The sequence below is a fragment of the Methanothrix thermoacetophila PT genome (assembly GCF_000014945.1).
GTDB classification, from domain to species: domain Archaea; phylum Halobacteriota; class Methanosarcinia; order Methanotrichales; family Methanotrichaceae; genus Methanothrix_B; species Methanothrix_B thermoacetophila.
Genome location: NC_008553.1, coordinates 1304768 through 1322728, shown reverse-complemented (window position 1 = coordinate 1322728; position 17961 = coordinate 1304768). Strand labels below are relative to the sequence as shown.

Genomic DNA, 17961 nt, shown 5'->3' with positions numbered 1-17961 from the left:
ATATAACCTCCTCGAATTCGTCACTTGCCTATGTTCATGGCAGAGGGATCTGATCGCATAATAAGCTTTTCGTCGTACATTGGATCAGGAACCCCATAAACCACCAGAGCTACCCTCGAATACAATTCGTCTTTAGTCGAAGTTGTGCCGGCTGAGCGGTCTGCCTGCACACCGGAATCATCACCAACTTCGGATGTTCTTGGGCGTCTGGGCACGGACCTTAGAAGATTGTCTCAGAATAGCCAGCTATCGATGGATTGCGTAAATGTCTCTGAACCCAGAGGCATTACAGGATCGCTTATCGCAGTCGATTGCGGGTGCAGTTTTGAGACGACTTCGAGAATTAAACCACGATCTGCAGGAAGAGATCGCCTAGAACTCTGCATTCTCCAGAGCTTTGCTGCATCTGCATGATCTCTGCTCAGGGATCATCGAGACCGCCCTCTCGATTATCCTGGCGAGATCGCTCATGGATTTTCTCTCGACGCTCACGATCTGTCTGAGATCGAACTGCCCCTCGCCTGCTTTATTCGTTGCCAGACAGATCGATGCGTAGCACAGGCCCCTCTCCCTCGCGAGCACAACCTCCGGGTATCCGGTCATCCCCACCACATCTCCGAAGCTTCTGAGCATTTTTATCTGAGCATGCGTCTCGAAGTGCGGCCCCTCGGTGCACACATAGACGCCCTCGTAGGGTTCATGCCCCTCGGCTCTGCAGGATTCCATCAGCACTTTCCGTATCTCAGGGCAGTATGGCTCGCTCATATCCACATGAACCGCACGATCCTCATAGAATGTGGGGACCCTGAATTTCGTGAACTCTATGAAGTCGTTCGGTATCACGAAGCTTCCTGGAGGCGAGATCATAGAGCCGACCGTGTTTATGGCAATGATCCTCCCAGCGCCTGTGGATTCCGCGGCGCATATTATCGCCCTGTAGTTGACGCGGTACGGCGGAAGATGGTCGTCCCCATGTCTTGAAATGAAGACAACATCTCTTCCGCTGATCCTCGATGAGATCGCCCTGACGTTTCCGTACGGCGTGGCTATCTCGCTCTGCTCTCCCCCATGTGTCAGAACCCTGCCGATGATGGTCACGTCAGCGTGCATCGATTGAAAAGGGATCCATGAGGATAAAGCGTTTTGCCTGGAGCTGGGTACTTGTCTGAATAAGGATTACAGTCTCAGGCATCTAAAAGCAGTAATACCTGGATTTCTGGCTTAATTTTTCAAGGTTTCGCAACGCTATCGCATTCAGAGGCTGTTTCCGCCATTGTGCTTGATTCTGCGGCTTGGAGCCGTCAACCATAAGAGCACGTATCCCAAGCGTTGCATATGAGATGCGAGATATGCGGTGCAGAGGGGAGACCCCTTCTCAAGGTCATGCACAGGAAGCTGGGGCCCAGAAGGATATGCGAGGAGTGCTACAAGCGTGAGATCGAGATGCTCATGGAGATTAAACGCTGCTGCTGAGGCCTGGGAGATGCCCTTCTGGCCGGATGAGGATTCCGAGACGAGAACGCAGGCTGGATGGAATCACACAGCGGCGCGCCCGGCATTGAGCCAGAAAGCCTTATATCGGACAAACCAGCTATGGGATACACAGGCGGGGGTAACCAAGCCAGGCCAACGGTGATAGACTCAAGATCTATTCTCGCAGGAGTTCAAGGGTTCAAATCCCTTCCCCCGCATTCTTTGACATTTAGTCGAATCTCCGGAGAGTCGGATTCTGATGAACGGCCAGCTGCACTCGACTTTACCCATTTCTTCAAGGTTATCGATCCGTTGAATCACAGGGACGAGCCAGCATGTTTTGTGCGGTCATCCCATCAGTATCAAGAAAAGCAGGCCGCTTATATGTGCGTGGCAACTTGTAGGGCATGCGATGTGGTTGGTGATAGCACTCATTCATTCGACACGAATGCATAACATGACCACTGCTCCTTCGGGCAGGTCATCAAATGGATAAGAGCGAAGCAGGCTATCCACTACGTCACACGCGTCGTTAAGAGATGGCCTTGTGGGGGCCATCCTCACATGCTTATCCTCCTCGCACTCAGAACGCCAGAAACGCTCAGTATCCTCTTCATGGTCTCGTCGTCGAGAGGAGTATCCACGTTCAGGACCATCAGCTGCGGCTTCCCTGCTGAGATCCTGCCGACATGCATGCTCCCGATGTTGATATTCGCCTCGCCCAGAACCACGCACACTGGACCTATGATGTTCGGCCTGTCCTCATGCAGAACCAGAACAAGGTTGCCCTCAGTCGGAACATGAACCCTGTAGTCGTTGATCTGGACGATCCTCCTGTCGTCAGGCCTGTAAACCGTGCCGTGAACCGCGAATGTCTCTGATGTGGTCTTCAGGCGCATGGTTATGAGGTTGCTGTATCCGTTCGCCACCTCCGTCTTCGATTCCATTAGCTTTATGCCCTTCTCCTTCAGCAGCGCCATCGAGTTGACGAGGTTCGCATGGGCACCGATGGCCGATAGCAGCCCCTTCACAGCCGCTATTGTTATCAACCGGGTATCCTTCTCCGCGATGGACCCGCCATACACGATCTCGAGCTGCTCGAACCTGCTCGTACCCAGCTGCCCGAGGAGCCTGCCCATTCTCTCTGCGATATCCATGTACGGCTCCATCAGAGCGATCGTCTCCGGCGGTATGGAGATCAGGTTGATCGCTGTCGTCGGGAGCTGCCCTCTGCTTATGGCGATTATCTGATCCGCAACAGCGAGCGCCACGTTGATCTGTGCCTCAGCAGTCGATGCTCCGAGATGCGGTGTCGTTATGATCCGCTCCTGTTCGAGAAGTGGATTGCCCACCGGCGGCTCCTTTGTGTAAACGTCGACTGCAGCTCCGGCTATCCTGTTCTCCGCGACCGCTTTGGCCAGAGCTGCCTCATTGATTATGCCGCCTCTGGCGCAGTTTATTATCCTCACAGTGGGCTTCATCATCTTTATCTGAGGCTCATCGATCATGTTCCTCGTTTCTGGGGTGAGTGGCGTGTGAACAGTTATGAAATCGCTCTCCCTGTAGATCTCCTCGAGGCTCGCCAGCTTTATTCCAAGCTCAGCCGCCTTGGACTCTGTTATAAACGGATCGTAGGCGAGTATGCGCATCCCGAATGCCTTCATCCTCTTTGCGACCTCTGTCCCGATCCTTCCAAGTCCAATTATGCCCAGGGTCTTGTTGAAGACCTCTACACCAGTGTACTTCTTCCTGTTCCACTCACCCCTCCTGACAGATGCATGCGCCTGCGGGATGTTCCTTGCGAGCGACAGCATCATAGCAATTGTATGCTCTGCAGCTGAGATCGTGTTTCCGCCCGGGGCGTTCACGACTATTATGCCCTTTTTCGTCGCGGCATCCACATCGACATTGTCCACTCCAACACCAGCTCTCGCTATCACCTTGAGCCGGTCCGCTGCGTTTATCACATCTGCAGTCACCTTGGTCCCGCTGCGTATGACCAGAGCATCATACCCCTTGATCCTCTCCACCAGCTCCTCAGGAGAGAGGTTGGTTATAACATCGACCTCTGCGGCCGTCTCAAGCCGTCTTATGCCCTCCTCGGCCAGCGGGTCACTGACCAGAACTCTCATGGCTTCTACCTCCATTGCCGCTCAAAGATGATCTAGAATTTCATCTTTGCCCCCCATGGCTCAACATCTTCAGAAGACCGCCTATCAAAAGGAATAAATGATGAAACGCAAATCAGGTCCAAAAGGAGGTTGATAGATGAGGTACACAATATTATTGGCGGTCTTGTTGATGCTTGTATCAATCTGCATGGCAGGCGCAATCGATGTGATACATCTCAGCACGCTTGACGAGACAGAGGCGGTCTCGCTTCCCATGATAAGCCAGTACACTCCAGCCATAAGCAATGTTAGCCCGGATGTCGTGCAGCTCAGCACGCTCGGCAAGAAGATCCAGCGCTCGACGGTCGAGCCCAAGGAGCTGTCAGCTGCTAAGCCGGTGACGATCACCCCGTCATTCGCGATAATGAATGCAAACATAACAGCTGGCACGAACACGATAATAACAATGCCACAGGCTCTTTCAGGCGCACAGATCAACTACCTCCGGCCCAATGTGACGGTCTGGACACCACCGATCGCGATATTTGGTGGGGCCTGAAGGGTATTCACAACGCAAGCTCCGCTTTCGAGACGGAGATGGAAAACGCATGAAGGTTCGCCTGGTTGTGGATGGCATCGAGATACCGCTGAACGACTTCACGCAGCAGATAATCGGAAACGTATCAGCAGGTATGGCCAGCTCCCTCCGCGGCGTGAGCCAGGACTGGAAGAATCTGAGGATAATGGTCGAGAGGGACTGACCTTTATTTCTTAGACCTTCTGAAGGCCGAGTTCAGGTCTATCAGATAGGTCCCCTCCTTTAACGCCATGACAAGCTCATCTCTTGAAAATAGCGTCGGAAGGTTCAGCTCGTATCTTCCCGGCTCTGTGATCCTCACGCTCTCTATCGGCCGATCCTCAGGTGATCTCTGAGAAGTCTGGATGGCAGCAGGCTTTTTGATCTTCTCAGAAGCGCCCCTATCTCCACCCATCACATCTTTAATTTCATTTCTGTCGCGAACAGCTGTGGTGACGGCTCTCTTGGGCGGCCTTCTGACGCCCATGGACTCAGTGATCAGCGTCTCTCTCTCCCGAATATACTCAAACATCCTCCCGCCGCACTTCGGGCAGCCTTTGAGTATATCAGCGCCATCATCGAATACCTTTTTGCATCTGGTGCACATATGAGGCATCTAATCCCCGACCGAGACCTTGGTGCTTATCTGATACTGATCCTTCTCGACCGTCCTGAGCTGGTTTGCCGGGCCTATAACTGTCATCCTGCCCTTTGATGATCCTCTCCCCAGGATCCTGCTCACAAAGGACCCTTCTCTCTTCGCAGGATAGCTCTCGATCTCTATTCCTGAGAACTCATCGACCCGGATCTCCGTCATGGTCATCTCTATAAGCCTCACTTCCTCCTCTGGAGTGAGTCCGCTCTCGAGAACCACTATCCTGCCCGTCTTGACCTTGTCAAGGATAAGCCGGATCTTCTCCATTGAGGTCATGCGGTTCAGCTTCTCCTCAGATATGAGGTCCATCTGTACTTCCCGCATATGCTCACCCGAAGTGTACTGCTATTGCATGATACAGCTCGTCCAGGTTCTTCCCCTCCAGCGCCGATATCTGGACCACAGGATGTTGAGGGAACGCGGCCTTTATTCTTGAGGGGGCGGCGTTCGGGAGATCGATCTTGTTTGCCACAATAAGAAGCGGCAGATTCCTCGCCTCCATGTTGCCTATAACAGTGACGTTGACCTGAGTGTAGGGATCCTCTGTGGAGTCCATGACAAGCAGAACACCATCAAGATCGTCCAGCCACTTGATTGCCTCTATGACGCCCTCTGTGGCCTCTTTCGCCCGCCGCTTGGCCTCCTCCTCGCTCATGCCATATGCCATAAACTCCCTGAAGTCGATCTTTGTGGCCATTCCTGGCGTGTCCACTATATCGAGGTGAATGCTTGCACCATCTGCATTTATCACAAGACCTTCTTTTCGAACCGCTCTTCTGGTCTCGTGTGGAACTGGAGATACCGTGCCTAGTGTACCATCACCGCTCCAGTCCTTAACTATCCTGTTGGCCAGGGTGGTCTTCCCAGCATTGGGCGGCCCGTAAATTCCAATTCGTGCACGCTTTTTGCCGAAAATACGACTTAACCAGATTCCGAGGCTCATCCGCAGGCTCTCGAACACGCCCATATCTATCCTCTGCAACAGGATAAATGGGGGCACTCTACTAATAATTTTCCATTACTTTAGGGGGACTTTAGGGGTCCTGTCCGAGTAAGAGCTGTGGCCGGAAATCCGGAACTTCCCGCCTTATACATGTCAGAAACTTAATCATTATTCGGACACATCCACTTTGGGGGAACCTCTCCGAATAATGATTAATTACCCGCGACATCCAAAAGCAGCAAGCTGCAGATTACTGAATTCAGCTCTTATTCGGACAGCCCCCACTCAACCGAAATATTTATATTCGACAATTGCCTTAATTTGTTTGGGCAAAAGCCGGACGCGTTCCCACCTCCGACACCCGCCTTTTGCCTCCTATCTTCCCAATTCGATCTTGTGCCCGTATCATTGGAATCCGCAGTGCTCAATCTCATGGGATATCCTGCCCATGGCTCTCGATTCCAGCAGAATCATCAACTATTCGAGCACACGACCCAACATATCGCGATGCTCTCGATTGCATTCATTCGCAGTACAGTCTGAGCTTCTTTTCAAGCCGCTCTACCTGCTCGACAGCTGTGCCCGTGTACCTGTGGGGGTCGAGCAGCTCTCTGATCTCATCCTCGCTAATGTACTTCGTGACAGTCCCATCCTCAAGGAGAACATCAAGAAGCTCTCTTCCTTCCTCGAACGCTCTCATTGATGCAGCCCTTAAAATCTCATGGGATGTCTGCCTGCCAGCGCCCCTTTTAGCCAGCTCAACCATGACGGCCTCGGCCATGTTCAGACCCTTGAGCAATGTGAGGTTTCTCTCAACGTTCTCCTTTCGTATCCTGAGCCCTTTCAGGATCCTGATTGTGAGGTTGAGTATGTGATCTGTAAGCACGAAAGCCTCAGGGAATATGACGCGCTCGCAGCTGGAGTTTGTCAGATCTCGCTCGTCCCAGAGGGGTATGTTCGCAAACGCCGGCTCAACCTGAGCTCTTACAACCCTAGCAAGACCGCATACCTGCTCGGATCTTATCGGATTTCTCTTGTGAGGCATTGTGCTCGAACCGACCTGCCTCCTGCCGAAGCTCTCCTCCACCTCTGCGATCTCTGTTCTCTGTAGAGTTCTGATCTCCACGCAGATCTTGTCGAGAGTAGAGGCGATGAGAGCCAGGAGACAGATGACCTCTGCATGCCGATCCCTCTGCACGACCTGGTTTGAGACATCGACCTCGTTGAGCCCGAGGATCTCCATGACCCTGCGCTGTATTGTCATGCCGTGAGGCCCGAATGCTGCCTGTGTCCCAACAGCACCGCTGATCTTCCCGACTGCAGCTCTGGGTCGTATCTCCCTGAGCCTATCAATATGACGGGCGACCTCCGAGGCCCATATTGCAAACCTCAATCCATATGTTGTTGGAACCGCCATCTGTCCGTGTGTTCTACCAGCGCATACGAGATTTCTGTTCTCCATAGCCAGGTCCAGGAGGACTCTGAGCAGCTCCCTGAGCTTTGCCTCTATGATCTCCAGAGATGCTTTGAGCTGCAGGCCTGTTGCTGTGTCGAGAATGTCGTTTGATGTCGCGCCGAGGTGTATCCACTCCCCATAGTCGCAGACCTCCGCCATCGCCAGGACAACTGCCATCATATCATGTCCTATCTCGGCCTCGATCTCCTTTGCCCGCTGGGGCGATGCCATCTCCGCTGCCCTTGCTATCGCATCTGCAGCCCCCTTCGGGATGAGACCAACCTCCTCCTCTGCCCTGGCAAGGGCTGCCTCCACCCTGAAGAGCATACTGATTCTGTAATCCTCCTCCCAGATCGCCTTCATCTCCGGCGTTCCATACCTGTAATCTATCGGATGTATCGGCATGATTCTGCAGGTGAATTTGCCATGTTAAAGGAGTTGCGGGTTGTAATTCATCTGAAACAGAGGAGCAGGGAGTGCACGATGACTCAGGGAGAGCAAACGGAAGAGAATCGATATTCGTCGAAGATCAGCGAGAGGATCGGATTCAGAGTTGCCATTTCTCCAGCCCATTCACGATGAGCCAACTTTTATATTTCATCAGCTCACAATATATTTGTCGGTTGCGCTCCCTGCTGTGCAGCATGTGGCGCGTCAGGCCACTGCATGCCAAGGAGGAAACATCTATGATGAAAAACCTTGCCGCATGGGATGTACGTGAGGAGGATTTTCCATCACGCGGAAGCATGTATGATAAGCTTAAATTTGTCCTGAGGTACGCGGTTCTCGCCCCCTCGGGTCCGAACACACAGCCATGGAAGTTCTCAATCAAAGACAGCAGCATATCTGTGATATTTGACAGATCCAGAACGCTTCCGGCAGTCGATCCGACGCACCGGACCGCATACATGAGTTTGGGCTGTGCAGTGGCCAACATGCTCATAGCTGCAGAGCACTTCAATCTGGGTTACAGTGTCGAATGCTTCCCGGATGGGATTGATGCGGATCGCATCGCTGTCATCGGCTTTTCAGAGGGCATCGCTGAGAGGAGGTTCCCTGACCTGTTCAGACAGATAACAGAGCGGCACACAAATCGAAGCAGGTTTGAGGAGCGGGAGATCGAGCCTGAGAAGCTCCAGAGGATGAAAGAGCTCGTGGAGAATGATGGATTCAGGCTGGACATAATGACGGATCCGGATGGCAAGAACCGGATGGCAGAGATACTCGCACGCGCCCACAAGATACAGCTCGGGAACAAGGAGTTCAGGAGGGAGCTGGCATCCTGGATAAGACCCAACACCTCGGATGCGTATGACGGGCTGCCTGGATATGCATTTGGCTATTCTGATTTCGAGTCGTACCTTGGAAAGTTCATCTTCGGGGCATTCGACACATCCTGGTCAAGGGCCAGAAAGGAGTCTGCTCTCATGAGAGAATCTCCTGCAGCAGCAGTTCTATCATCAGACTCGGAAGATAAACTGACGTGGGTCAGGCTGGGCGTCACCTTCGAGAAGCTGTTCCTTCTCGCGACTGAGATGGACGTGCGCTTCGATCTCTTCAGCCAGCCAGTAGCAATAGATGAGCTGAGAGGAGAGATGGCGGAGTTTCTTGGCGTCAGGTATCCACAGCTCCTCATACGCATGGGATACGCCCCGCCGACCAGGCACACTCCGAGACGCCCGGTGGAGCTGGTGCTGGTGGAATGAGTGTGGTGATGAGGTCTGTGATCCAGCAGCAGCCTCACGTCTCTTTACTGCAGAGATGGCGGAATTCACGCAACCATGCTGGGTGCGGCCAGCCGGTGCGATGTGTATGGAGTGAGAGATATGGAGCCGGAGAGGATATCATATCATGAATCTGTTCGGCGGATGTACGAGCAGATAAGGAAAGATGGCATGAGCAACCTCTGGGACCGCTATGAGTCCCAGGGCATGGGAGGAGATCCCGACAGGAGATGCCCGTACTGCATGGCAGGGACGCGATGCGATCTCTGCTCCAACGGCCCCTGCAGGGCAGATGCATCGAAGGACAGGCGGGGTGTCTGCGGGATATCAGCGGATGGCATGGCGATGCGCATGATGCTTCTGAGAAACGTGATGGGCGCATCGACATACCATTACCATGCGGAGCAGACGATAAGGACGCTCAGAGCAACAGCTCTTGGCAGAACTCCGTTCAGGATCGTTGAGCAGAAAAAGCTGAGACGTCTCGCCTCCATGCTCGATATCGATACATCCGGATCTCCAGAGGATACAGCTCTCAGGCTCTGTGATGCGGTCGAAGCAGACTTCAACCGGAGCTACTATCAGGAGAGCCAGATCGTGGAGGCGTTCGCACCTGCTGAGCGGAAGGATCTGTGGCGAGCTTTAGGCATATTTCCTGGAGGCATCCACGGGGAGATACTTCTGGCCACAGGCTCATGCCTCACAAACGTTGATGGAAGTTATGAGAGCCTGGCGATGAAGGCGATGCGCCTCTCGATAGCCATGGCGTATCAGAGCCAGATGGTGCTGGAACACTGCCAGGACGTGCTCTTCGGTGTTCCTAGGCCTCACAAGATGATGGTCGATCTCGGAGTCCTGGATCCGGATTACGTGAATGTCGTGGTCAACGGCCACGAGCCGTTCATGGGCTTCGCGATGATAATGCTCGCCAGGCAGCCTGAATGGCAGGAGAGGGCGAGGAGCGCGGGCGCAAGGGGTCTGAGGATAATAGCGAGCATCGAGACCGGCCAGGAGATAATACAGCGCTGGTCCATGGATGAGGTGCTCGGTGGTTTTACCGGAAACTGGATCTCTCAGGAGCCAATGATGGCCACAGGCTCCATAGACCTCATGGCATGCGATATGAACTGCTCGCTTCCTCTTGATCCGGAGTATGCGAGGAGATACGGCTTCAGGCTGGTTCCCGTCAGCGAGCTTGTTGCGTTTGAAGGCATCAGTGACAGGCTGAATTATGTGCCTGAGCAGGTGGAGCATCAGGCCGCAAAGCTCCTGGAGATGGCGATATCTAACTATCCCTCGCGCAGATCGGGAGAGAAGCACGTGAGAGATCTGCCTGCTGGGGAGGCGACTGTTGGTTTCTCCACGGAGAGCATTCTGGAACTGCTTGGCGGCAGCCTCGATCCGCTTCTGAATGCGCTGAAATCAGGGCAGATCAGGGGCATTGTGGGTCTGGTCTCATGCACAACGCTCAGAGATTCAGGTCAGGATGTGCACAGCGTCGCACTGGCAAAGGAGCTCATAAAAAGAGATGTTCTGATCCTCTCAATGGGCTGCGGAAATGCTGCCATGCAGCTCGCCGGACTCTGTCGAAAGGAGGCTGCAGCTCTGGCAGGCAGCGGTCTGGAAGGGATCTGCAGCTCTCTTGGTATCCCTCCAGTGCTGAGCTACGGGACATGCACCGATGTCGGCAGGCTCTCCGAGCTTCTCAGGAGCGTCTCGGAGATGCTTGGCGTGCCTGTCAAGGATCTGCCGGTGGCTGCTGCAGCGCCCGAATACATGGAGCAGAAGGCCACAATCGATGCTATCTTCGCGCTTGCGTTTGGCCTCTACACATACGTGAACCCTGTGCCGACAATCACCGGAGCTCCTCGGCTGCTGGATCTGCTCCTCAGAGGCTGCAGGGAGGTAACAGGCGGCGTGATATCTGTGGAGAAAGATCCTGTGAAGGCTGCAGAGCTGATACTGGGGCACATCGAGGAGAAACGATCGGCGCTCGGGATCTGATTCTGCGGTGAGCCGCATGATCCGGCCCTCTTGCGAGGAGTATCGACGAACATGCTCAATACGTTGAGGTAAATTGCCCTCTTGGCGGATTTCTGGATGAACAACATGCCCGATGATAGCGGCTTCACTTGATCAGTAACTCAAGTACGCTCACGATATTGAGTAAATACGTATCGACAATTCGTGAAACCACATCCGAGCGTTGGATGCTCGATATCAGCAGAGCTCTCACAGCGTGATAAGAGGGACCTGTCCGGATAAGAGCTGTGGCCAGAAATCTGGATCTTCCCCTCTTTTGCACATAATAAACACCTACGCTCTTATGTATTCAGCAACTTGGAAGCCATGCAGGCCGGTTGCTGAATGCACTCATTCGCTCGCCACGAGCGCACAGCGTGACTGGTGCCTCTTCGGGCAAGTTATCAGATGGATAAGAGCGAACACCTAATACTTATTCGGACACGTCCGATAAGAGCATGGAAAGCCTGATTAGCAGGCCAGCACATTCACAAAGGGGAGTATCATGACCAGCGATGTTTACTTTAAGGACATGAGATCCAGGAGCGACGGCGAGAACAAGCTCGAGAAGATCAGAAGGCTCTTCAACGCTGCAGGCTTCGATAAAATTATCGATAAAGGCGATCTCACCGCCATAAAGCTCCACTTCGGCGAGGTGGGGAATGACACGTACATCAGCCCTGTATTCGTGCGTGAGGTCGTGAAGCTTGTGAAGGAGAAGGGCGCGCGGCCGTTTCTGACGGACACTAACACGCTGTACAGCGGCGGCCGTGGGAACTCTGTGGACCACATCCGGACAGCGATAGGGCATGGCTTCGCATATGCGGTCGTCGACGCGCCCGTCATAATCGCAGACGGACTGCGTGGCGAGAACCACGTCAGTGTTGATGTGAACCTCAATCACTTCAGATCTGTGAGGATCGCCGGGGATATCGTCAGCGCCGAGAGCATGATCGTGATATCTCACTTCAAGGCGCACATGGTGGCGGGCTTCGGCGGGGCGATAAAGAACCTCGGCATGGGGTGCGCGCCGCCGATCGGAAAGGCTGAGCAGCACACTGCAAAGCCCATGGTGTATAAAGAGAAATGCAGGGGATGCGGCAGATGCATGAAGGCGTGCCCCAGGTCTGCAATCTCTGTGGTTGACGGGAAAGCATACATAGATCTCGGTGTCTGTGTCGGATGCGGCGAGTGCGTCAGGGCATGCCTGGAGAGGGCAATGGACTTCGACTGGGCTGTTGCGATACCCCCATTCGTGGAGAGAATGGTTGAGTATGCATATGGAGCTGTTCTCGGCAAATCCGGACGCGTCGGTTTCTTCAACTTTCTGATCGATATAACGCCGGACTGCGACTGCGTCCCCTGGTCCGATGCTCCGGTGGTCCCGGACATAGGAATTCTCGCATCCAGGGACCCGGTCGCCATCGACATGGCCAGCTACGATCTAGTCAACGCGCAGATGGGGCTCGAGAACAGCTACCTGAAGAGCAACAGGATGCCCGGAGAGGACAAGTTCAGGGGGTGCTGGGAGTCGACGAACGCTCTGCATCAGATTGTGTATGGGGAGAAGATCGGCCTTGGCACCGGCAAATACAATCTCATCAGGATCTGATCTCAGGGTGCTCTGCGCATTCAACGTCAACATCGACTGCGTTCACACCATTACAGGGGAGGAGATCGAGATGCTCTTCCGGGATCTCTGTCCATTACTCAGATCCCTGGAGATCCCATCGGGGATCACGTCCCTGTCTGATCTCGCGATCTCGATCCTGCATCACATGGGCCACGGAACGGGAAGCGAGCTGATTATTGAGGGTGAGAAGGTTGCGGATGAGATCGCATCGCTCTTCAACTGGGAGATCAGAATGGGTGGGAATGCGGGGAACATCGCAAACGTTCTCGCCGCGCTCGGAGCAGAGCCCGTCGTCAACGTTCCATCCCTTACTCCACGCCAGGCATCTCTTTTTCATCATGCGGTCAGGGTTCCTGTCATGGGAGGAGGCGTTTCACTCACAGATCCTGTGCATGCGTCAAAGGATGGGCAGGAGCTCAGGCACTTCGTGATACAGTACAGGAGTGGTGAGTGTGTCGATACGCCTTCGGGCAGGATCATGGCTCCGAGAGAGAACAGGATAATCGCGACGTTCGACCCGCTGAATCGGATGATGCACATCAATCCCGCATTCCGAGCGTTTCTGGGAAGGCCGGATCCTGCTGTGAAGGGTGTGGTGCTTTCGGGATTCCATCTCGTCCCCTACGAGCTCCACAGGGAGATATTCGAGGAGCGTCTGGGCTTGATGAGATGGTGGCTCGACACGCGATACAGCCACGCTGAGATGGGCAGTTTTGAACGAGAGGAGGTCATGAGATTCCTCCTGGAGATCCTGGAGGTCGATAGCATCGGCATGAATGAGGATGAGCTCTCGATGCTGGCGGATTCAGGGGAGAACTGGGAGGATATCGCAGGGGCTGCCGAGCAGATACAAGAGGAGTTTGGCATCCCCAGGGTGTGTGTCCACACCCGGGAGTTCACGGTGAGCATCTCGCCTGATCCGGTAAAAGAGATCGCGGCACTGGAGATGGGCGCGGAGATCGCGGGCCGGCTCGCTGCGACAGGGTCAATTGATAGATCGGCGAATCTGGGCGTGAGTGATGAGGGGAGGAGGGCGGTGGAGGATCTCTTGCGCGCCGGCGGGAGGAGGGCTGGTCTCGGCGCGTTCAGGGAAAACGATGGATCGAGCGTCTGCGTTCATCCATCCTTCGTGGCGTCGGATCCTGTGACGACCGTCGGCCTGGGGGACGCGCTGACCGCGGCCACACTGTACACGCTTCTGAAGTAGCATCCTGAGAGGAACACCCTCTGGACCGGTGAGGCGGGCGCGGTCTGCGATCTCGAGCATAATTTTTATTCGCAGAAAGTTCACCAGGTGATTGAGAGCAGAATCATCGGATGCATCTCTTAGAACGGCATGCCTCTACTAGATTAGAGGATGGTTTAGCATGGAAAACGGTCAAATCACATGGATCACGAATTTCATCTGGGGCATCGCCGACGACGTGTTGCGCGACCTCTACGTGCGCGGCAAATATCGTGACGTCATTCTCCCGATGACCGTGATCCGCAGACTGGATGCGGTATTGGAGCCCACCAAGCAGGCCGTGCTCGACATGAAAGCTTCACTCGACAAAGCGGGGATCGTACACCAAGATGCTGCTCTGCGACAGGCCGCTGGTCAAGCCTTCTACAACACCTCCCCCTTCACGCTACGCGACCTCAAGGCGCGTGCCAGCCGCCAGCAACTGGAGGCGGATTTTCGCGCCTACCTAGATGGCTTCTCGCCCAACGTGCAGGAGATCATCGACAACTTCGAGTTCCGCAACCAAATCCCTCGCCTGGCCAAAGCAGACGCGCTGGGCACGCTCATCGAGAAGTTCCTCGACCCGTCCATCAACCTGAGTCCTTACCCTGTGCTCAACAGCGACGGCAGCGTGCGCCTGCCGGGCCTCGACAATCACGCCATGGGCACCATCTTCGAGGAGCTGGTGCGGCGCTTTAACGAAGAAAACAATAAGGAGGTTGGCGAGCACTAGAGGAGGCTGTCGCATGAGAAACGAGGCGGACGCGCGGGCAACGCTCATCGACCCGAAACTGAAAGCCGCAGGCTGGGCCGACACACAAATCACAAGGGAGCACTACTACCAGCGGGACCAGCAGTACACGCAGGGGCGCGTCATCCTGGTGGGCGATCGGGTTCGCAGGGGCAAGGCGCGAAAAGTCGATTACCTCCTTCATCTCTCAGACGCTTTTCCGATTGCGATGGTGGAGGCCAAGGGCGAATCAGAGCCGCCGGAGGAAGGGCTTGAGCAGGTTAAGACCTATGCGAGAGACCTCTGGCTTGCCTTTGCCTACGCTACGAAGAATCCGCTGGAATGCCTGAAACACAGGCAGCAAGATAATAATTCAGGAACCGGTCGTTCCATTTACCAGGTTCTACCAAAACCGCCCAAAGGAGGTACAACCCTGTGCCGCTTGACATATCTACCCTGGAAACCTGGCTCTGGGACGCGGCCTGCGCCATTCGCGGTCCCCTGGACGCTCCCAAGTTCAAGGACTACATCCTGCCGCTGGTTTTCCTGAAGCGGCTTTCCGACGTGTTCGAGGACGAACTTGACCGTCTGGCCGAGGAATTCGGCAGCCGGGATGTAGCGACGCGCATCGTGGAGGATGAGCGCGAGCGCGGTACCATCGCAAATAGCCGCGGCTCGGTACGCTTCTACATCCCGGAAAGGGCCCGCTGGTCCAACATCCGCAAGCAGACCACGGGGCTCGGCCAGTACCTGACCGACGCGGTGCGGGCGGTGGCCCGCGAAAACCCGCGGCTGCGGGGCGTCATTGACCTGGTGGACTTCAACGCCACCGCTGCCGGCCAGCACATCGTGCCCGATGAGTACCTCGCCAAGCTCGTGAATGTGCTCTCCCGCCATCGTCTGGGGCTGCGGGACGTGGAGCCGGACATCCTGGGACGCGCCTACGAGTACCTGCTGCGCAAGTTCGCCGAAGGCCAGGGGCAGAGCGCGGGCGAGTTCTACACCCCGCGCGAGGTGGCGGTGCTCATGGCCCGCATCCTGGAGCCTGAGCCCGGCATGACCGTATACGATCCGGCCTGTGGCTCTGGCGGCTTGCTCATCAAGTGCCACCTGAGACTGTTGGAAACCCGCGGGGAGCAGCAAAACGGCCACCGCCGCCTGCCGCCCGAACACGCACCCCTGCGCCTCTTCGGCCAGGAGATCAACCCCACCACCTTTGCCATGGCCCGCATGAACGCAGTCATCCACGACATGGAGGCCGACATCCGCCTGGGCGACACCATGCGCAACCCCGCGTTTCGCGACGCCACCGGTCGGTTGATGACCTTTGACCTGGTCACCGCCAATCCCATGTGGAACCAGGACTTTCCGACCGAGGTCTATGAGAACGACCCCTACGAGCGCTTCCGTTTCGGTGTGCCTCCCTCATCCAGCGCGGACTGGGGCTGGCTGCAGCACATGCTGGCCTCACTGAACGAGCGCGGCCGCATGGCCGTGGTGCTGGATACGGGCGCGGTCTCCCGCGGGAGCGGCAATCAGGGCTCGAACCGCGAGCGTGACATCCGCAGGGCGTTCGTTGAGAACGACCTGATAGAGGCCGCGATCCTGCTCCCTGAGAACATGTTCTACAACACCACCGCCCCAGGGTTCATAATCGTGGTCAACCGCCGCAAGCGCCGCCCGGGGGAGATTCTGCTCATCAACGCCTCCAAACTGTTCGCCAAGGGGCGGCCCAAGAACTACCTGGCCGACGAGCACATCGAGACCATCGCCCGGCTGTACCACGACTGGCGGGCCGAGGAAGGCCTCGCGGCGGTCATCACCAACGAGGAAGCCGCCCGAAACGACTACAACCTTTCGCCGAGCCGCTACGTGGCCAGCAACGACAAGGAGGAGGTTCTGGCGTTGGAAGACGCGGTGGTCCTCCTCAGGGAGGCCGAGGAAGAGCGAGCCCAGGCCGACCGGAAGCTGAACGAAGTACTGAAAGCCTTGGGACTGACTTAGCGAGGGTAGAGCAAAGATGCCCAGAATCGACCAACAGGAGGGAGAAACGCTGGAGTTCAAGCGCCAGTGGACCGACAGGGCCCTGGAGGACCTGGCGGCTCTCGCCAACACTCGAGGCGGAACGCTTCTTGTCGGCATCCGGGACGATGGCGAGATTGTGGGGACGACGGTGGACGACCGGGAGGTCCAGCGAATTACGAACCTCATCGCATCCCATTTAGGCGTCACGCCCTCCATTCAGGTGGTGGACATGAAAGGCAGACCAGTCATCGAAATTCAAGTGGAACCGGCGGCTGGCCTAGTCTCCTACGGCGGTCGGTATCTCCGCCGAGTAGGTACGACGAACCGGGACTACTCCCCGGATGAACTGGCCCGACACATCCTGGAGCGCTCGGGACGCACCTGGGATGGCCTCCCCAGCGAGTGGGGCCTGGATGAGGTTAATCGCGAAGCCCTTGCCAACTTCGCCCGCCTGGCCCGGCCTAAGCTCCCTTATCTCGACGCTGAAAACCCCGAGCAGACCCTGCAGAACCTCGATCTCCTGAGCGACGGCAGGCTCAAGAACGCCGCGGTGTTGCTCTTTGGAAAACGCCCACAGCGGCTCTTTCCGTTGGCTCAGGTGCGCGTCGGACTTTTCCGGGGTAACGAGATTCTGGACAGCCACGACTTTCAGGGCACCCTCTGGCAACAGCTCGAAGGCGTCATGGAGCGCTTCCGGCAGGTGCTCAAGGTGCGTTTCGAGATCAAGGTCGAGGAACCGACGCTTGAAGGACTCCGGCGCAAGGAAGTGTGGGAGTATCCGCTGGAGGCCCTGCGCGAGGCGGTGGTGAATGCCCTCATCCACCGGGATTACACCTATCCGGCGGACATCCAGATTCGTCTGGAAGAAGGCCGCCTTGAGGTCTGGAGTCCGGGTGAACTTCCCCCACCCCTGACGCCGGAGGCGCTTTACGGTCCGCACTCGTCGGTGCTCCGCAACCCGTTGATTGCGCAGGCTTTCTATTTTGCCGGTGTCATCGAACGCTGGGGCACGGGCACCACGCGCATCATCCGCCTCTGTCACGAGCAGGGGTTTCTGGAGCCTGAGTTCGCCCACTGGCAGGGCGGCCTCCGGGTGACCTTCCTGCAAGACCCTTACACACTGGAGCGCCTGCGGGCGCTGGGCTTGAACGAGCGCCAAATCCAGGCGGTGCTTTATGTGAAGGAGCACGGGAAGATCACCAACCGAGAGTTCAGGGCATTTACGGGCGTCTCCGATGAAGGGGCAAGGCTTGATCTCAAGCGCCTGGTGGAGTTGGGCATCCTGAAACCTCGCGGCAAGGGGAGAAGCGCTTACTATGCCCTGCGGAGGGTTGGCGATTAGTTGGCATATACTTGGCGATTTTGGCGATTATTTGGCAATGGAGGG

15 protein-coding genes, 1 tRNA gene and 2 pseudogenes are annotated in these 17961 nt (G+C 55.9%); 12 read left to right on the top strand and 6 right to left on the bottom strand.

Annotated elements, in window-relative coordinates:
• Positions 1-372: 372 nt before the first annotated feature.
• Positions 373-1110, bottom strand: a complete 738-nt coding sequence (locus tag MTHE_RS06385) for an MTAP family purine nucleoside phosphorylase (protein ID WP_011696396.1) — start codon at positions 1108-1110, stop codon at positions 373-375.
• 225 nt (positions 1111-1335) lie between these two features.
• On the opposite strand from MTHE_RS06385, the gene MTHE_RS06380 reads away from it, so the two are divergent.
• Together MTHE_RS06380 and MTHE_RS06375 are read left to right on the top strand one after the other, a co-directional pair.
• On the top strand, positions 1336-1473 hold the full coding sequence (locus MTHE_RS06380) for a hypothetical protein (RefSeq protein WP_175265878.1): 138 nt from the start codon (positions 1336-1338) through the stop codon (positions 1471-1473).
• 133 nt (positions 1474-1606) lie between these two features.
• Positions 1607-1691, top strand: a tRNA-Leu gene (locus MTHE_RS06375).
• A 342-nt stretch (positions 1692-2033) separates the two neighbouring features.
• Here MTHE_RS06375 and serA read toward each other — a convergent pair.
• Positions 2034-3605: a phosphoglycerate dehydrogenase gene (gene serA, locus MTHE_RS06370; protein ID WP_011696395.1), complete on the bottom strand. Its 1572-nt coding sequence runs from the start codon at positions 3603-3605 to the stop codon at positions 2034-2036.
• A 136-nt stretch (positions 3606-3741) separates the two neighbouring features.
• Here serA and MTHE_RS06365 point away from each other — a divergent pair, with 136 nt between their 5' ends.
• Together MTHE_RS06365 and MTHE_RS06360 are read left to right on the top strand one after the other, a co-directional pair.
• The gene (locus tag MTHE_RS06365; RefSeq protein WP_011696394.1) at positions 3742-4143 is read left to right on the top strand and encodes a hypothetical protein; all 402 of its coding nucleotides are present in this window, start codon (positions 3742-3744) and stop codon (positions 4141-4143) included.
• Between the two features lie 49 nt (positions 4144-4192).
• Entirely contained in the window at positions 4193-4345 is a 153-nt protein-coding gene (locus MTHE_RS06360) for a hypothetical protein (RefSeq protein WP_011696393.1), read from the top strand.
• Positions 4346-4348: 3 nt separating this feature from the next.
• On the opposite strand, the gene MTHE_RS06355 is transcribed toward MTHE_RS06360, so the two are convergent.
• The 4 genes from MTHE_RS06355 to purB all read right to left on the bottom strand — a co-directional run bounded on the left by MTHE_RS06355 (position 4349) and on the right by purB (position 7620).
• On the bottom strand, positions 4349-4768 hold the full coding sequence (locus tag MTHE_RS06355; RefSeq protein ID WP_232840836.1) for a Zn-ribbon domain-containing protein: 420 nt from the start codon (positions 4766-4768) through the stop codon (positions 4349-4351).
• A gap of 9 nt (positions 4769-4777) precedes the next feature.
• The gene (locus MTHE_RS06350) at positions 4778-5140 is read right to left on the bottom strand and encodes a DUF2073 domain-containing protein (protein ID WP_011696391.1); all 363 of its coding nucleotides are present in this window, start codon (positions 5138-5140) and stop codon (positions 4778-4780) included.
• 4 nt (positions 5141-5144) lie between these two features.
• Positions 5145-5783 carry an Era-like GTP-binding protein gene (locus MTHE_RS06345; RefSeq protein ID WP_011696390.1) on the bottom strand — a complete coding sequence of 213 codons (639 nt, stop codon included), beginning with the start codon at positions 5781-5783 and terminating at the stop codon, positions 5145-5147.
• Positions 5784-6282: 499 nt separating this feature from the next.
• Positions 6283-7620 carry an adenylosuccinate lyase gene (gene purB, locus MTHE_RS06340; RefSeq protein ID WP_011696389.1) on the bottom strand — a complete coding sequence of 446 codons (1338 nt, stop codon included), beginning with the start codon at positions 7618-7620 and terminating at the stop codon, positions 6283-6285.
• Positions 7621-7901: 281 nt separating this feature from the next.
• Between purB and MTHE_RS06335 the strand changes: the two genes are divergently transcribed.
• The 8 genes and pseudogenes from MTHE_RS06335 to MTHE_RS06305 all read left to right on the top strand — a co-directional run bounded on the left by MTHE_RS06335 (position 7902) and on the right by MTHE_RS06305 (position 17916).
• Positions 7902-8921, top strand: a complete 1020-nt coding sequence (locus MTHE_RS06335; RefSeq protein WP_011696388.1) for an Acg family FMN-binding oxidoreductase — start codon at positions 7902-7904, stop codon at positions 8919-8921.
• Positions 8922-9041: 120 nt separating this feature from the next.
• Positions 9042-10943 carry an anaerobic carbon-monoxide dehydrogenase catalytic subunit gene (cooS, locus tag MTHE_RS06330; protein ID WP_175265877.1) on the top strand — a complete coding sequence of 634 codons (1902 nt, stop codon included), beginning with the start codon at positions 9042-9044 and terminating at the stop codon, positions 10941-10943.
• Between the two features lie 523 nt (positions 10944-11466).
• The gene (locus MTHE_RS06325; RefSeq protein WP_011696386.1) at positions 11467-12573 is read left to right on the top strand and encodes a DUF362 domain-containing protein; all 1107 of its coding nucleotides are present in this window, start codon (positions 11467-11469) and stop codon (positions 12571-12573) included.
• On the top strand, positions 12539-13801 hold the full coding sequence (locus tag MTHE_RS06320; RefSeq protein WP_175265876.1) for an ADP-dependent glucokinase/phosphofructokinase: 1263 nt from the start codon (positions 12539-12541) through the stop codon (positions 13799-13801). Before MTHE_RS06325 ends, MTHE_RS06320 begins: the two co-directional genes overlap by 35 nt.
• A gap of 160 nt (positions 13802-13961) precedes the next feature.
• Positions 13962-14549 (top strand): annotated as a pseudogene (locus MTHE_RS06315) (type I restriction-modification system subunit M N-terminal domain-containing protein); the annotation flags it as partial.
• 16 nt (positions 14550-14565) lie between these two features.
• Positions 14566-14877, top strand: a pseudogene (locus tag MTHE_RS09335) (hypothetical protein); the annotation flags it as partial.
• A gap of 107 nt (positions 14878-14984) precedes the next feature.
• Positions 14985-16553 (top strand): type I restriction-modification system subunit M, encoded by a 1569-nt coding sequence (locus MTHE_RS06310; protein ID WP_011696383.1) that lies wholly within the window; start codon positions 14985-14987, stop codon positions 16551-16553.
• Positions 16554-16569: 16 nt separating this feature from the next.
• Positions 16570-17916, top strand: a complete 1347-nt coding sequence (locus MTHE_RS06305) for an ATP-binding protein (protein WP_011696382.1) — start codon at positions 16570-16572, stop codon at positions 17914-17916.
• The last annotated feature ends 45 nt before the right edge of the window (positions 17917-17961 follow it).

Excerpts from the sequence above, each read along its gene's own strand:
- MTHE_RS06355 (WP_232840836.1), bottom strand. The coding sequence starts at position 4,768 with ATGTGCACCAGATGCAAAAAGGTATTCGATGATGGCGCTGATATACTC.
- MTHE_RS06385 (WP_011696396.1), bottom strand. The coding sequence starts at position 1,110 with ATGCACGCTGACGTGACCATCATCGGCAGGGTTCTGACACATGGGGGA.
- MTHE_RS06350 (WP_011696391.1), bottom strand. The coding sequence starts at position 5,140 with ATGCGGGAAGTACAGATGGACCTCATATCTGAGGAGAAGCTGAACCGC.
- serA (WP_011696395.1), bottom strand. The coding sequence starts at position 3,605 with ATGAGAGTTCTGGTCAGTGACCCGCTGGCCGAGGAGGGCATAAGACGG.
- MTHE_RS06345 (WP_011696390.1), bottom strand. The coding sequence starts at position 5,783 with ATGGGCGTGTTCGAGAGCCTGCGGATGAGCCTCGGAATCTGGTTAAGT.
- MTHE_RS06380 (WP_175265878.1), top strand. The coding sequence starts at position 1,336 with ATGAGATGCGAGATATGCGGTGCAGAGGGGAGACCCCTTCTCAAGGTC.
- MTHE_RS06360 (WP_011696393.1), top strand. The coding sequence starts at position 4,193 with ATGAAGGTTCGCCTGGTTGTGGATGGCATCGAGATACCGCTGAACGAC.
- MTHE_RS06325 (WP_011696386.1), top strand. The coding sequence starts at position 11,467 with ATGACCAGCGATGTTTACTTTAAGGACATGAGATCCAGGAGCGACGGC.
- cooS (WP_175265877.1), top strand. The coding sequence starts at position 9,042 with ATGGAGCCGGAGAGGATATCATATCATGAATCTGTTCGGCGGATGTAC.
- MTHE_RS06305 (WP_011696382.1), top strand. The coding sequence starts at position 16,570 with ATGCCCAGAATCGACCAACAGGAGGGAGAAACGCTGGAGTTCAAGCGC.
- purB (WP_011696389.1), bottom strand. The coding sequence starts at position 7,620 with ATGCCGATACATCCGATAGATTACAGGTATGGAACGCCGGAGATGAAG.
- MTHE_RS06335 (WP_011696388.1), top strand. The coding sequence starts at position 7,902 with ATGATGAAAAACCTTGCCGCATGGGATGTACGTGAGGAGGATTTTCCA.
- MTHE_RS06365 (WP_011696394.1), top strand. The coding sequence starts at position 3,742 with ATGAGGTACACAATATTATTGGCGGTCTTGTTGATGCTTGTATCAATC.